At 69.6% G+C, this 13,974-nt stretch carries 12 protein-coding genes; all 12 read left to right on the forward strand.

The features are described from left to right. Positions 1-57 precede the first annotated feature (57 nt). Positions 58-1,188: a site-2 protease family protein gene (locus tag ACQP2O_RS23470; RefSeq protein WP_433188950.1), complete on the forward strand. Its 1,131-nt coding sequence runs from the start codon at positions 58-60 to the stop codon at positions 1,186-1,188. 9 nt (positions 1,189-1,197) lie between these two features. Then, positions 1,198-2,127, forward strand: a complete 930-nt coding sequence (locus ACQP2O_RS23475; protein ID WP_433188953.1) for a tRNA (adenine-N1)-methyltransferase — start codon at positions 1,198-1,200, stop codon at positions 2,125-2,127. 238 nt (positions 2,128-2,365) lie between these two features. Beyond that, a complete protein-coding gene (gene arc / locus ACQP2O_RS23480; RefSeq protein ID WP_433188956.1) occupies positions 2,366-4,138 on the forward strand; it encodes a proteasome ATPase in 1,773 nt (590 codons plus the stop codon). Between the two features lie 338 nt (positions 4,139-4,476). Continuing rightward, complete coding sequence (gene dop / locus ACQP2O_RS23485; protein WP_433188959.1) at positions 4,477-5,991, forward strand: depupylase/deamidase Dop; 1,515 nt, start codon at positions 4,477-4,479, stop codon at positions 5,989-5,991. Positions 5,992-6,226: 235 nt separating this feature from the next. After that, positions 6,227-6,436, forward strand: a complete 210-nt coding sequence (locus ACQP2O_RS23490; RefSeq protein WP_252844060.1) for a ubiquitin-like protein Pup — start codon at positions 6,227-6,229, stop codon at positions 6,434-6,436. 6 nt (positions 6,437-6,442) lie between these two features. After that, positions 6,443-7,291 (forward strand): endonuclease VII domain-containing protein, encoded by an 849-nt coding sequence (locus ACQP2O_RS23495; protein WP_433188963.1) that lies wholly within the window; start codon positions 6,443-6,445, stop codon positions 7,289-7,291. A gap of 168 nt (positions 7,292-7,459) precedes the next feature. Next, on the forward strand, positions 7,460-8,263 hold the full coding sequence (gene prcB, locus ACQP2O_RS23500) for a proteasome subunit beta (protein WP_433191132.1): 804 nt from the start codon (positions 7,460-7,462) through the stop codon (positions 8,261-8,263). Positions 8,264-8,312: 49 nt separating this feature from the next. After that, positions 8,313-9,053 (forward strand): proteasome subunit alpha, encoded by a 741-nt coding sequence (prcA, locus tag ACQP2O_RS23505; RefSeq protein WP_433191134.1) that lies wholly within the window; start codon positions 8,313-8,315, stop codon positions 9,051-9,053. Between the two features lie 242 nt (positions 9,054-9,295). Then, positions 9,296-10,654 (forward strand): Pup--protein ligase, encoded by a 1,359-nt coding sequence (pafA, locus tag ACQP2O_RS23510; protein ID WP_345436671.1) that lies wholly within the window; start codon positions 9,296-9,298, stop codon positions 10,652-10,654. 84 nt (positions 10,655-10,738) lie between these two features. Further along, positions 10,739-12,103: an FKBP-type peptidyl-prolyl cis-trans isomerase gene (locus ACQP2O_RS23515; RefSeq protein WP_433188967.1), complete on the forward strand. Its 1,365-nt coding sequence runs from the start codon at positions 10,739-10,741 to the stop codon at positions 12,101-12,103. Between the two features lie 25 nt (positions 12,104-12,128). After that, positions 12,129-13,037: an FKBP-type peptidyl-prolyl cis-trans isomerase gene (locus tag ACQP2O_RS23520; RefSeq protein ID WP_433188970.1), complete on the forward strand. Its 909-nt coding sequence runs from the start codon at positions 12,129-12,131 to the stop codon at positions 13,035-13,037. A 73-nt stretch (positions 13,038-13,110) separates the two neighbouring features. Beyond that, complete coding sequence (locus ACQP2O_RS23525; protein ID WP_433188973.1) at positions 13,111-13,962, forward strand: helix-turn-helix transcriptional regulator; 852 nt, start codon at positions 13,111-13,113, stop codon at positions 13,960-13,962. Positions 13,963-13,974 lie beyond the last annotated feature (12 nt).

Below are 13,974 nucleotides of genomic sequence, written 5' to 3' on the forward strand. Positions count from 1 at the left end.
GAACCGCGCCCCGCGAGCTTAGGCCGCCTTGACGACCCGCCGCGTACCATTCCGAACGTGGCAGACAGCACCCCCCGCGACGGCGAACGCCCCACCCGCCCGGGAATCCTCATGGGCCGGCCGTTCGGCATTCCGGTGTACGTCTCGCCGACCTGGTTCATCGTCGCGATCATCATCACGGTGATGTTCGAGCCCACCGCGCTGCGCATCGTCGACCGGCCGGAGAGCTTCCTCGTCGCCTTCGCCTACGCCGTGCTGCTGTACGCGTCCGTGCTCGTGCACGAGCTCAGCCACTCCGTCGTCGCCCGGAGATTCGGCCTCCCCGTGCGCGCCATCACGCTCCACATCCTCGGCGGCGTCTCCGAGATCGAACGCGAGCCCCGCACGCCCGGCCGTGAGTTCGCCGTCGCGGCCGCCGGCCCGATCCTGTCCCTCGCCCTGGCCGCCGGCGGCTTCGCCGCCCTCCACCTCGCCACCCTGCCCCCGGTCGGCGAGCTGCTCCTCGAAGCGCTCACCGTCGCCAACCTCATCGTCGGCGTCTTCAACCTCCTGCCCGGGCTGCCCCTCGACGGAGGCCGCATCGTCCGCGCCGGCGTGTGGAAGATCACCGGCAGGCAGCGCACCGCCACCGTCACGGCCGGCTGGATCGGCCGGGGCGTCGCCATCGCCGTCCTCGCCGCCAGCGCCGCCATGTCCGTCACCGGCGGCAACCACTGGCTCACCGTGCTGTGGGGCGCCCTCGTCGCCTCCTTCATCTGGATGGGCGCCGGCGAGGCCATCCGCGTCGCCGAACTGCGCGAGCGCATCCCCCTCCTCAACGCCCGCGCCCTCGCCCGCCGCGCCGTCCGCGTCCCCCAGGACCTGCCCCTCGCCGAGGCCATCCGCCGCGCCCGCGAGGCCCGCGCCGGCGCCATCGTCGTCGTCGGACCGGACGGCGCCCCGATCGGCATCATCAGCGAGAGCGCCGTCAACGCCACCCCCGAACACCGCCGCCCCTGGGTCGACGCCTCCGCGGTCACCCGCACCCTCGACCCCGATCTCATCCTGCCCGCCGACACCGCCGGCGAGGACCTCCTCGCCGCCATCCAGCGCGCCCCCGCCACCGAATATCTCCTCGTCGAACCCACCGGGGAGATGTACGGCGTGCTCGCCACCGAGGACGTCAGCCGTACGGTCGCGAGGCCGTAGCCTTAGAACATGACCGAACCCTCCATCGCCGGTTCCCGCATGCCCAAGGTCCCGCACGGACCGTTCCGTCCCGGCGACCGGGTTCAGCTCACCGACCCCAAGGGTCGCATCAACACCATCACCCTCCAGGCCGGCAAGCTCTACCACAGCCACAAGGGCTCCATCCCGCACGACGAGATCATCGGCAGCCCCGAAGGCACCGTCTTCCGCTCCTCCGGCGGCACCGAGTACCTCGCCTTCCGCCCCCTCCTCTCGGACCACACTCTGCGCATGCCGCGCGGCGCCGCCGTCGTCTACCCCAAGGACGCCGCCCAGATCCTCGCCGCCGCCGACATCTTCCCCGGCGCCCGCGTCGTCGAGGCCGGCGTCGGCTCCGGAGCCCTCACCTGCTGGCTCCTGCGCGCCGTCGGCGAGCACGGCCACGTCTCCTCCTACGAGCGCCGCGCCGACTTCGCCGACATCGCCCGCGCCAACGTCGAGGGCTACTTCGGCGGCCCGCACCCCGCCTGGAGCCTCACCGTCGGCTCCCTCGAGGACGTCCTCGCCGACACCGACGTCGACCGCGTCGTCCTCGACATGCTCGCCCCCTGGGAATGCCTCGACGCCGTCGCCAAGGCCCTCGTCCCCGGCGGCATGGTCTGCGCCTACGTCGCCACCACCACCCAGCTCTCCCGCGTCGTCGAGGCCCTCCGCGAGCACGGCACCTTCGCCGAGCCGTACGCCTTCGAGACCCTCGTCCGCTCCTGGCACGTCGAAGGCCTCGCCGTCCGCCCCGACCACCGCATGGTCGGCCACACCGGATTCCTCGCCACCGCGCGGCGCCTCGCCGACGGCGTACGCCCCCCGGCGCGCCGCCGCCGCCCCGCCAAGGGCGCCTACGCCGACAGCGAGACGACGCCCCGGGAACCCGCCGCCGAACCCGATCTGTCCGGAGAGTGACGAGAATCTCTCCACCACGAACGGCCCTGTCCGAACGCGAGGACTTGCGCCGTTCGGCCCCCGAAGCGATCTTTTTGTCCTAGACCGGGGGCTTCCACCGCAGGTCCTTCAGCTCTCAGACCTGCCACTTCATCCAGAACATGGTTCCCACGCCACGACACGAGTACCCACGGGCCAGGTTACGGAAGCGCTCGGGATAGGTAGGGTTTCAGATAGGTCGTCGTCTCTGCCTGAGGAGGTGACGAGCGTGGCCGCTCGTGACGATGCCGGGGCGCGTAAGGCGCAGCACGAAAAGGAGGTCCGCGACCTCCAGACGCAGGTCTCCTTCCTGGAGGAGGAGATCTCCGTGCTGCGCCGCAAGCTCGCGGAGTCCCCCCGACAAGTTCGTGTACTCGAAGAGCGCCTTCACGAGGCGCAGGCAAGCCTGGCCGCTGTTACGGGCCAGAACGAACGTCTCGTGGCGACTCTCAAGGAAGCCCGAGAGCAGATCATCGCCCTGAAGGAGGAGGTCGACCGGCTCGCGCAGCCACCGTCGGCCTTCGGAACGTTCCTCGCCGCGCGCGAGGACGGCACGGTCGACATCTTCACCGGCGGACGCAAGCTGCGGGTGAACGTCAGTCCGGGCATTGAGATCGACGAGTTGCAGCGTGGCCAGGAGGTCATGCTCAACGAGGCGCTCAATGTCGTCGCCGCGCTCGAGTTCGAGACGCAGGGCGAGGTCGTCATGCTGAAGGAGGCCTTCGAAGACGGCGAACGCGCCCTCGTGATCGCCCACGCCGACGAAGAACGTGTCGTCAAGCTGGCCGAGCCCCTGCGCGGAGTGGCCCTGCGCGCCGGCGACTCGCTCATGCTCGACACCCGATCCGGATACGCCTACGAGAAGATCCACAAGGCGGAGGTCGAGGAGCTCGTCCTCGAAGAGGTCCCCGACATCTCCTACCAGGAGATCGGCGGGCTCGGACCGCAGATCGAACAGATCCGCGACGCCGTCGAGCTGCCCTACCTCCACGCCGACCTGTTCCGCGAGCACCAGCTCCGTCCCCCGAAGGGAGTCCTGCTGTACGGCCCGCCCGGCTGCGGCAAGACCCTCATCGCCAAGGCGGTCGCCAACTCCCTCGCCAAGCAGGTCGCCGAGAAGACCGGAGCCGAGGGGAAGAGCTTCTTCCTCAACATCAAGGGCCCCGAGCTGCTCAACAAGTACGTCGGTGAGACCGAGCGGCACATCCGCCTCGTCTTCCAGCGGGCCCGCGAGAAGGCCTCCGCGGGAACCCCCGTGATCGTGTTCTTCGATGAGATGGACTCCATCTTCCGCACCCGCGGATCCGGTGTCTCATCCGACGTCGAGAACACCATCGTCCCCCAGCTGCTGTCGGAGATCGACGGTGTCGAGGGCCTGGAGAACGTCATCGTCATCGGCGCCTCCAACCGGGAGGACATGATCGACCCGGCGATCCTCCGCCCCGGCCGTCTCGACGTGAAGATCAAGATCGAGCGTCCCGACGCCGAAGCGGCCAAGGACATCTTCTCCAAGTACATCCTCACCGGCCTGCCGCTCCACCCCGACGACCTGAAGGAGCACGGCAACTCGGCGGACGCCACCGTCGACGCGATGATCCAGCGGGTCGTCGAGCGGATGTACAGCGAGACCGAGGAGAACCGCTTCCTGGAGGTCACCTACGCCAACGGTGACAAGGAGGTCCTGTACTTCAAGGACTTCAACTCCGGCGCGATGATCCAGAACATCGTCGACCGGGCCAAGAAGATGGCCATCAAGGACTTCCTCGACCACGGTCAGAAGGGCATGCGGGTCACTCACCTTCTCGCCGCCTGCGTCGACGAGTTCAGCGAGAACGAGGACCTGCCCAACACCACCAACCCCGACGACTGGGCCCGCATCTCCGGGAAGAAGGGCGAGCGGATCGTGTACATCCGCACCCTCGTCTCCGGAAAGCAGGGCACGGAGGCCGGGCGTTCGATCGACACCGTCGCGAACACCGGGCAGTACCTCTGACCCAGCACCACCCCGTGGCGGCCGGAACACCCGTTCCGGCCGCCACGCGGCATTTCCGGCACCCGTACGGCCCCGGACAGCGCCGTGCCGGGCCGCCTCGTGCCCGGGACCGCACCCGGCAGCGCTACGGCGGGTGAGGCCGCACCCGGCCGCGTCGGGCACGCCCACGGCCCCGTCACGCCGCCCGTGACACCTTTCCGCCCCGGCCCGTCCGCCGTCCCCAGCGGGCCTGTGGTGACCGTTTGCGGGCATCCCCGGCCTGCTCTCACGACGCGTTTCGCATCACGATCCCGCCGCGCCGCGCGGGACCACGGCCATGGCGCATTAGGCTCAGACCTATGAGCGTGCGGCGGGTGATGGGTATCGAGACCGAGTACGGCATTTCCGTGCCCGGTCAGCCAGGGGCCAACGCGATGGTGACCTCCTCGCAGGTCGTCAACGCCTACCTCGCGGCATCGGCGGCGAAGGCCAGGCGGGCGCGGTGGGACTTCGAGGAGGAGAACCCCCTCCGCGACGCCCGCGGCTTCGACCTGGCGCGGGAGGTCGCCGACCCCTCCCAGCTCACCGACGAGGATCTCGGGCTGGCCAACGTCATCCTGACCAACGGGGCCCGCCTCTACGTCGACCACGCCCACCCGGAGTACTCCACGCCCGAGTGCACCAACCCCCGGGACGCCGTGATCTGGGACAAGGCCGGAGAGCGCGTCATGGCCGACGCCGCCGCCCGGGCCGCCCGGGTGCCGGGCACCCACCCCATCCAGCTTTACAAGAACAACACCGACAACAAGGGTGCCTCCTACGGCTGCCACGAGAACTACCTCATGCGCCGGGAGACCCCGTTCTCCGACATCGTCCGGCACCTCACGCCGTTCTTCGTCACCCGGCAGGTGGTCTGCGGCGCCGGCCGGGTCGGCATCGGCGTGGACGGCCGTGGCGATGGCTTCCAGATCAGCCAGCGGGCCGACTTCTTCGAGGTCGAGGTCGGCCTCGAGACCACCCTCAAGCGCCCCATCATCAACACCCGTGACGAGCCGCACGCCGACCCGGAGAAGTACCGCCGGCTGCACGTCATCATCGGCGACGCGAACATGAGCGAGGTCTCCACCTACCTCAAGCTCGGCACGACGGGCCTGGTCCTCGCGATGATCGAGGACGGCTTCCTCACCGTCGACCTGTCGGTGGACATGCCGGTCGCCACCCTGCGGGCGATCTCCCACGACCCGAGCTGCAAGCACCTGCTCACGCTGCGCGACGGCCGCAAGATGACCGCCGTCCAGTTGCAGATGGAGTACCTCGAGCAGTCCCGCAAGTACGTCGAGGACCGCTTCGGCAGCGACGTCGACGACCTGACCACCGACATCCTCGCCCGCTGGGAGTCGGTCCTGCAGCGGCTCGGCGAGGACCCGATGCAGCTGTCCCGCGAGCTGGACTGGGTCGCCAAGCTCGAGCTCCTCGAGGGCTACCGCAGCCGCGACGGGCTCGACTGGTCCCACCCGCGCCTGCAGCTGGTCGACCTGCAGTACTCCGACGTCCGCGCCGAGCGCGGCCTGTACAACCGTCTCGCGGCCCGTGGGCGCATGGAGCGCATCATCTCGGACGCCGACATCGAGGCGGCGATCGAGAACCCGCCGGAGGACACCCGGGCCTACTTCCGGGGCCGGTGCCTGCGGCAGTACGCCGACTCCGTCGCGGCGGCGTCCTGGGACTCGGTCATCTTCGACGTGCCCGGCCGGGAGTCGCTGCAGCGGGTCCCGACTCTCGAGCCGCTGCGCGGCACCAAGGCGCACGTCGGGACGCTCCTGGACCGCTGCCGCACCGCCGCCGACCTCGTGACGGCCCTCACCGGCGAATGACCCGCACGCCCGCCCGTACGCCCTCCTAGGACCGCGTGCGGGCGGGCGTTTGAGCGGGTGGCGGCTGTGATCGCTGCACAGTTGTGACGGCTATGCCCGTTTCGCGGAGATCGCCACCGGCGATAACGGCGTCAGAAGACCAACCGTCGATCGGCGTGGCACACGGTGCGTGATCCACTCCATGTCGGCGGGCGACGATAGAGTCAAGGTCTCGGCACGAACGGGAGGATCACTCATGGCAACGAGGGACACCGGCGGTCAGAAGCAGACGACCCGGCGCGAGGAAGAGGTCGACGAGACCCAGGCCGCGCCCAGCGAGGACGTCCAGGAACGCCAGGAGAAACTGACCGACGACGTCGACGCAATTCTGGACGAAATCGACGAAGTACTAGAAGAGAACGCAGAAGAGTTCGTTCGTAGCTACGTACAGAAAGGCGGGGAATGATAGGATATGTCCGAATTTATTCCCGCCACCAAGACGTGCCCGGACTGTGGGTTAGAAAAGCCTGCATCTGAGTTCCGGCGTAATGTCAAGCGTCCGGACGGCCTCGGCTTCTACTGTCGTGACTGCGTCTCTCGGCGGGAGAAGGACACCTACCGGAAGCGGCGAGAGCGGCAGGGCAAGACGGTTCGAGAGCGAGTCGAGGCGCCGGAGGGCCACAAGTGGTGCCCCGGCTGCGAGAAGGTCAGGCCTCTGGAGGAGTGGGGGCGGAACAGGCGCAGCCGGGATGGTTATAACTCTTATTGTCGTGAGTGCAAGAATGCGCGGAGCGCTCGTGACTATCTCAAAAAGACGCATCAGCTGACTCCTGAAGACGTGCAGCGCCTGATCTCGGAGCAAGGCGGCGTCTGTCTCATCTGCATGAAGGCGGCAGCGGAGCACGTGGACCACGATCACGTCACCGGTGAGCGGCGTGGGGTCCTCTGCTTCAACTGCAATGTTGCCCTGGGGCAGTTCAAAGACGACCCGTGGATACTGAGACGCGCGATCGAGTACCTCACGGGAGGGCTCATCGGTCTCCGGCCCAGGAGCGACGGAACGCTCGAGGTCGCAGAGGTCCGCCGATCCCGCCGGCCGGTGGGGGACGACTGGCCGGACAGGGATTTCGCGGTGCTCGACGCGCGGATCCGAGGGGCCTCGGACGCCCCTTGGGAGACCGATGTGATGGTCGCGAGTGCGGAGCCGACGGAGTTGCGGTTTCCCCCGCTGGACCTGAGTGATCCGGGGTTTCCCGATCTTGAGGTGTTGCCGCGGGAGCCGCTGGGGGCGCCGGAGTATGTGTTGACGGCCGCTGACTGAGGCGGTCGGGTTCGCCCTGGGCGGACGGGGGCAGGGATCACGCGGAATGCGCCTGACGTCGCAGTGACAGTAGGGTCTGAGTTGCGGAGGCGCATCGCATCCGTTGCCTTTGGAAGGAGTCGTGTGACGTCGCAAGGTTCCGCGCCGGGGCGTCTGCCGGGCGCGTTCATGAGCCAGGGCCCCCCGTCGTTCACCGAGTTCCTGTCGTCGTACTCGCCGGGGCTGCTGCCGGGGTCGCGTGAGCTTCCGGCGGGGGTGTCGGCCGGGGATCAGATCCCGCACGGCACGACGATCGTCGCGATCACGTTCCCGGGCGGTGTCGTGATGGCGGGCGACCGGCGGGCGACTGCGGGCAATGTGATCGCTCAGCGGGACATCGAGAAGGTCTACCGCGCCGACGAGTACTCCGTCGTCGCGATCGCGGGCACCGCGGGCATCGGCCTCGAGGTGGTGCGCCTGTTCCAGGTCGAGCTGGAGCACTACGAGAAGATGGAGGGCCGTACGCTCTCGCTGGAGGGCAAGGCCAACCGGCTGGCCACGATGGTCCGGGGCAACCTCGGCATGGCTCTGCAGGGGCTGGTGGTCGTGCCGTTGTTCGCCGGCTACGACGAGGACCGGGACCAGGGCCGGATCTTCAGCTACGACCCGGCCGGCGGGCGCTATGAGGAGCACGAGTTCTACAGCATCGGCTCGGGGTCGGTGTTCGCCAAGGGTGCGCTGAAGAAGCTGTTCCGGGGGGACCTGGAGGAGGAGGACGCGGTGATCGCCTCCCTTCAGGCGCTGTACGACGCGGCGGACGACGATTCGGCCACCGGCGGTCCGGACCTGGCGCGCCGCATCTTCCCGGTGGTCGCCGTGGTCACCTCCGACGGGTTCCGGCGGGTGCCGGACGAGGAGGTCGGTGGTCTGGCGGAGCGGGTCGTCGAGGGGCGGATGCAATCGCCCGGCGGGCCGTCGGCTCCGCTCCTGTAACGTCCGCGATCGAGTACTGAACGAGTAGTAAGGAACGCCACCGGTGTCCATGCCGTTCTACGTGTCGCCCGAACAGCAGATGAAGGACAAGGCCGACTACGCGCGTAAGGGCATCGCGCGCGGCCGTAGCGTCGTCGTGCTGCAGTACGACGACGGCATCCTGTTCGTGGCCGACAATCCGTCCCGTGCGCTGCACAAGATCAGCGAGATCTACGACCGGATGGCGTTCGCCGCGGTCGGCAAGTACAACGAGTTCGAGAACCTCCGTCAGGCCGGTGTGCGCTACGCCGACGTCAACGGGTACATGTACGACCGCCGTGACGTGACCGCGCGGGGCCTGGCGAACGCGTACGCGACGACGCTGGGCACGGTGTTCACCGAGATGAACAAGCCGTACGAGGTGGAGCTGGTCGTCGCGGAGCTGGGTGAGGACGCGGCCTCGGACCAGATCTACCGGCTGACCTTCGACGGGTCGGTCGCGGATGAGCGCGGTTACGTCGCGATGGGCGGGCAGGCCGACCAGGTCGCGGCGGCGCTGCAGGAGCACTTCGAGGAGGGGCAGCCGCTGGCGCGGGCGCTTCGGCTGGGCGTGCGGGCGCTGGAGCGGCAGGACGCCGACCGGCACCTGCAGGCGGAGCAGCTGGAGGTCGCGGTGCTGGACCGGAACCGGACGCACCGGCTGTTCCGGCGGTTGCCGGCGGCGCGGATCCGGGCGCTGCTGGAGGAGGCGGAGTCCGCCGAGCCGCAGGATGAGTCGGGTTCTGAGGCGGGGGACACCGCCGCGGAGTGACGTGATGGTGCCCGTCGTGCCTTCCGGGGCACGGCGGGCGTTCTCAATTTATTGATCTACAACGTAAAGGCCATGACCGGTGGTGATCACCATTGTGCCTGGTCACGGCCCTGCAGGCGGTGCTCCGGCCCGCCGTCGAGCCCGCCGAGCGCCCGCCGCCGGGTGGGGGCCGACACAACCGTCACGTCATCCGCTCCGCGATCTCTACCGTCGGCGGCCTTCGGACGCATAGCCTTGCGGATGTGGATAGGCGCATCTTCGGGTTGGAGAACGAGTACGGCGTAACGTGCACCTTCCGAGGGCAGCGGCGGTTGTCACCTGATGAGGTGGCGCGGTACCTGTTCCGCAGGGTTGTGTCGTGGGGCCGTAGCAGCAACGTGTTCCTGCGCAACGGGGCACGGCTGTACCTCGATGTCGGCAGTCATCCTGAGTACGCGACGCCCGAGTGTGACAGCGTCGACGAGCTCGTCGTACACGACAAGGCGGGGGAGCGGATCCTGGAGGGTCTGCTGGTCGACGCCGAGCGGCGTCTCCGCGAGGAGGGCATCGCGGGTGACATCTACCTGTTCAAGAACAACACCGATTCGGCTGGCAACTCCTATGGCTGCCACGAGAACTACCTGGTCGGGCGGCACGGCGAGTTCGGCCGCCTGGCCGACGTACTGATCCCGTTCCTCGTCACCCGCCAGATCATCTGCGGCGCCGGCAAGGTGCTGCAGACTCCCCGGGGCGCGGTGTACTGCGTGAGCCAGCGCGCCGAGCACATCTGGGAGGGCGTGTCGTCGGCGACGACGCGGTCGCGGCCGATCATCAACACCCGGGACGAGCCGCATGCGGACGCGGAGCGGTTCCGCCGGCTGCACGTCATCGTCGGCGACTCGAACATGAGCGAGACGACGATGCTGCTCAAGGTCGGCGCGACGGACCTCGTGCTGCGCATGGTCGAGGCCGGGGTCGTGATGCGCGACCTGACGCTGGAGAACCCCATCCGGGCGATCCGGGAGGTCAGCCACGACATGACCGGCCGGCGGAAGGTGCGCCTGGCCAACGGCCGGGAGGCCAGCTCGCTGGAGATCCAGAAGGAGTACCTCGACAAGGCGCGGGAGTTCATCGACCGGCGCGGCGCGGATCCGGTGGTGCTGCGGGTGCTCGATCTGTGGGAGCGGACCGTGCGCGCGGTCGAGACGGGTGATCTGGACCTGGTCGCCCGCGAGATCGACTGGGTGACGAAGTTCCAGCTCATCGAGCGGTATCGGCGCAAGTACGACCTGCCGCTGAGCTCGCCGCGGGTGGCACAGCTCGACCTCGCGTACCACGACGTGCACCGCGGCCGCGGCCTGTACTACCTGCTGGAGCGCAAGGGCGCCGTCGAGCGGGTGGCCCGGGACCTGGACATCTTCCAGGCCAAGTCGGTGCCGCCGCAGACGACGCGGGCGCGGCTGCGCGGGGAGTTCATCCGCAAGGCGCAGGAGAAGCGGCGGGACTTCACGGTCGACTGGGTGCACCTGAAGCTGAACGACCAGGCACAGCGGACGGTGCTGTGCAAGGACCCATTCCGGTCGGTCGATGACCGCGTCGACAAGCTGATCGCGGGAATGTAGGGCGATCTCACGCTACCTTTAGATGCCCGCTGACAGGGTGGGGGCCCTGTCGCGATAGTCGTCGACCCGCGAACGGTGGAGAAGATGTCTGAAGTCAAAGGCCGCGCGCAGACGCGTACGGACGAGCCGCAGGACGCCGAGGGGGTGGACGCCTCGGCGGCGGACGCCCCGGCGGGCGGCGAGCCCGGAGCCGCCGAGCGGCCCGAGACGGAGGACACGCGCGCGGAGACCGAGGAGCCGCAGGACACCGTGGGCGAGTCCGAGGAGGCCGCTGAGGACGCCGAGGATGCCGCCTCCGGCTCCGAGGCGACCGACACCGACACCGACGCCGAGGCCGGCTCGGGCGAGGACGACGCGGACGACGAGCCGAAGAGCCGGTTCGCGCATCCGGACCCGATCAAGCTGAAGATTCCGGCGGCCAAGGAGATCACCCAGACGGATTTCCAGCCGCACGCGCTGGGCGCCAAGGGCCGTGGCGCGCCGCGCTCGGGCACCCGCGCGCAGGCGAAGCGGCGCAGGATCCTGTTCGTGACGGCCGCCGTGGTGCTCGTCGGGCTGGCGACCGGCGCGGCGGTCTGGTACGAGACCCTCCCGCCGCCGTCGGTCAAGGTGACGGGGGCGTTCGGCAAGGCGCTCTCCCTGAAGGCCCCCGGGGACAAGGCACCCGTCAAGAGGCAGGTCAAGGAGGTCGTCCGCGGCTCGGGTGCGACCGTGGCCAACGGCGACCTCGTGGTCGCCCAGCTGGTCGCCTACAAGTGGGCGGCCAAGGGCGGCGGCAAGGAACAGCTGAACACCTACAGCAAGAAGCAGCCGATCATCGGCCAGTCGGGCCAGCTGACCGGGCTCTCCCCGCTCGACAAGGCGCTGGTCGGCCGCAAGGCGGGCACCCGGCTGGTGATGACCCTCCCGTACGGGGAGGTCGGTCAGCAGATCGCCCAGTCGCTGCAGCTCGCCAAGGATGACGACCTGGTCGTGGCGGTCGACGTGCTCAACGCCTACGGCAAGACCGCGTCGGCGCAGGGCACGCCGCAGAAGGTCGACGATCCGAAGCTGCCGACGGTGACCGCCGGGGCGGCCGGCGCCGCGCCGACGGTCAAGATCCCGTCCACGGGCGCTCCCGACAAGCTCCAGGTCAAGACCTTGATCCAGGGCAACGGCCCGGTGGTGCAGAAGGGGCAGACGCTGATCGCGCAGTACCACGGCGTGCTGTGGCGCAACGGGCAGGTCTTCGACTCGTCCTGGAAGCGCGGCGCGCCGGCGTCGTTCCCGATCGGCGTCAAGCAGGTCATCCCGGGCTGGGACACCGGCCTGGTCGGCCAGAAGGCCGGCAGCCGGGTCCTGCTCGTGGTGCCTCCGAGCGACGGATACGGCAAGCAGGGCTCCCCGCAGGGTGGCATCAAGGGCACCGACACGCTGGTGTTCGTCGTCGACATTCTCGGCTCGTACTGATCGCCCGGTGTCCGGAGGTTCACGCATGCGGCGGGTGGCCGCGCTGGCGGTGCTCCCCCTCGCCGCCGTCACGGCGTGCAGTGGGGGCGACCTGCCCGACGGGCTGAAGGTCGCCGGCGTCGTGGGCCGGCAGCCGACGGTGACGATCCCAGGGTCGTCACCGTCGGGGAAGCTGAAGGTCGAGACGCTGCGCAAGGGCAAGGGCCCGGAGGTGGCCGACGGCGACCTCGTGGTCGCCAACTACGTCGGGTACCGCTGGAACGGCGGCGACCACAAGCTGGTCGCCAGCAGCTACGACGCCGGGCGGCCGGCGATGTTCCCGTACGGCCGCCTGGTCACCGGCCTGAACAAGGCCCTCGAGGGCCAGCGGCCGGGCGGCCGGGTGCTGGCGGTCATCCCGCCGAACCAGGGTTACGGCGCGGGCGGGTACGCGCCGTGGCAGATCGGTGCGAACGACTCCATGGTCTTCGTGCTCGACGTGATCGCGACATATCACAACGGCGCGAGCGCGCAGGGTCAGCCGCAGTTGCAGAACGACCCGGCGATGCCGCAGGTGACGCCGGGGGCGACGCCGAGGATGAAGATCCCGTCGACGGCGCCGCCGGGGCGGCTGCGGGTCCGGACGATCATCCAGGGGAGCGGTCCGCCGGTGCAGGCGCACCAGCTCGTCGTCTTCCACGATCTCGGGCAGGTCTGGCGGACGGGCAAGGTGTTCGAGGACTCGCGGGGCCGGGGACGCCCGGACTCGGTGGTGGCCGGAGCCGGTCAGATGATCAGCGGCTGGGACCGCGCGGTGGTCGGGCAGCGGGTCGGCAGCCGCGTGCTCGTCGTCATCCCCTCGAAGGACGGGTACGGCGCGACGGGACACGCCGCCTCCGGGATCAAGAAGAACGACACCCTGGCCTTCGTCATCGACGTCCTCGCGGCGTACTGACCTGCCGGGCAAGGACGCCGGCCGTCGCCGTCCGATGGGCGGGAGTGTTCCGCGCCGTCCTTAGACTCGGCGTGTGGACGACGTCGAGGCCATCGCGGCCCTGCAGGACCCGGTACGCCGCAGGCTCTACGAGTACGTGGCCGGGCAGGATCACGAGGTGGGCCGGGCGGAGGCCGCGGACGCCGCCGGCATCCAGCGCACCCTGGCCGCCTTTCACCTCGACCGGCTGACCGACGTGGGTCTGCTGGAGGCGATCTACCGACGGCCCGCCGGGCGCACCGGCCCGGGGGCCGGACGCCCTGCGAAGCTGTACCGGCGTTCGGCGGCGGAGCGGGTGGTGAGCGTGCCGCCGCGCGACTATCGCGCCGCGGCCGAGTTGCTCGCCGAGGTCGTGGAGACGGTCGGCGGCGAGGAGGTCCTGGAGCGGCTGGCGCGGGCCCACGGCCGGTCCGCCGGAGCCGCACGGCCCGAGACCGTACGAGCCGAAAGGGCCACCGGGGCCACGCACGCCGAAGGGACCGCCGAGGCGGTACGAGCCGCTGGGGCTGCCGGGACCGCACATGCCGAAGGAGCTGCCGGGACCGTACGAGCCGATGGGGCTGCCTGGACCGCGCACGCCGACGGACCGGCTGAGAACGGCGCGGGCGCGGCTCCGGACGGGGCCGGGAACGAGATGGGCGACCGGGTGGAGGGCGCGCTGGCGGCCCGGGGCTATGAGCCGTACCGCGAGGGCGAGCAGGTGCGCCTGCGCAACTGCCCGTTCCACGCGCTGGCGGTGGAGTTCCCGCCTCTCGTCTGCGGAATGAACCTGGCGCTGCTGGAGGGCCTCCTGGAGGGCCTGGGGCCGACGGGGATGGCGGCGCGCATGGATCCGCGGCCGGGGGAGTGCTGTGTGGTGCTGGCTTCTAAAAATAATGACAGTTGACATAGATTGCCG

It is taken from the genome of Actinoallomurus sp. CA-150999 (assembly GCF_050942425.1).
GTDB lineage: Bacteria > Actinomycetota > Actinomycetes > Streptosporangiales > Streptosporangiaceae > Actinoallomurus.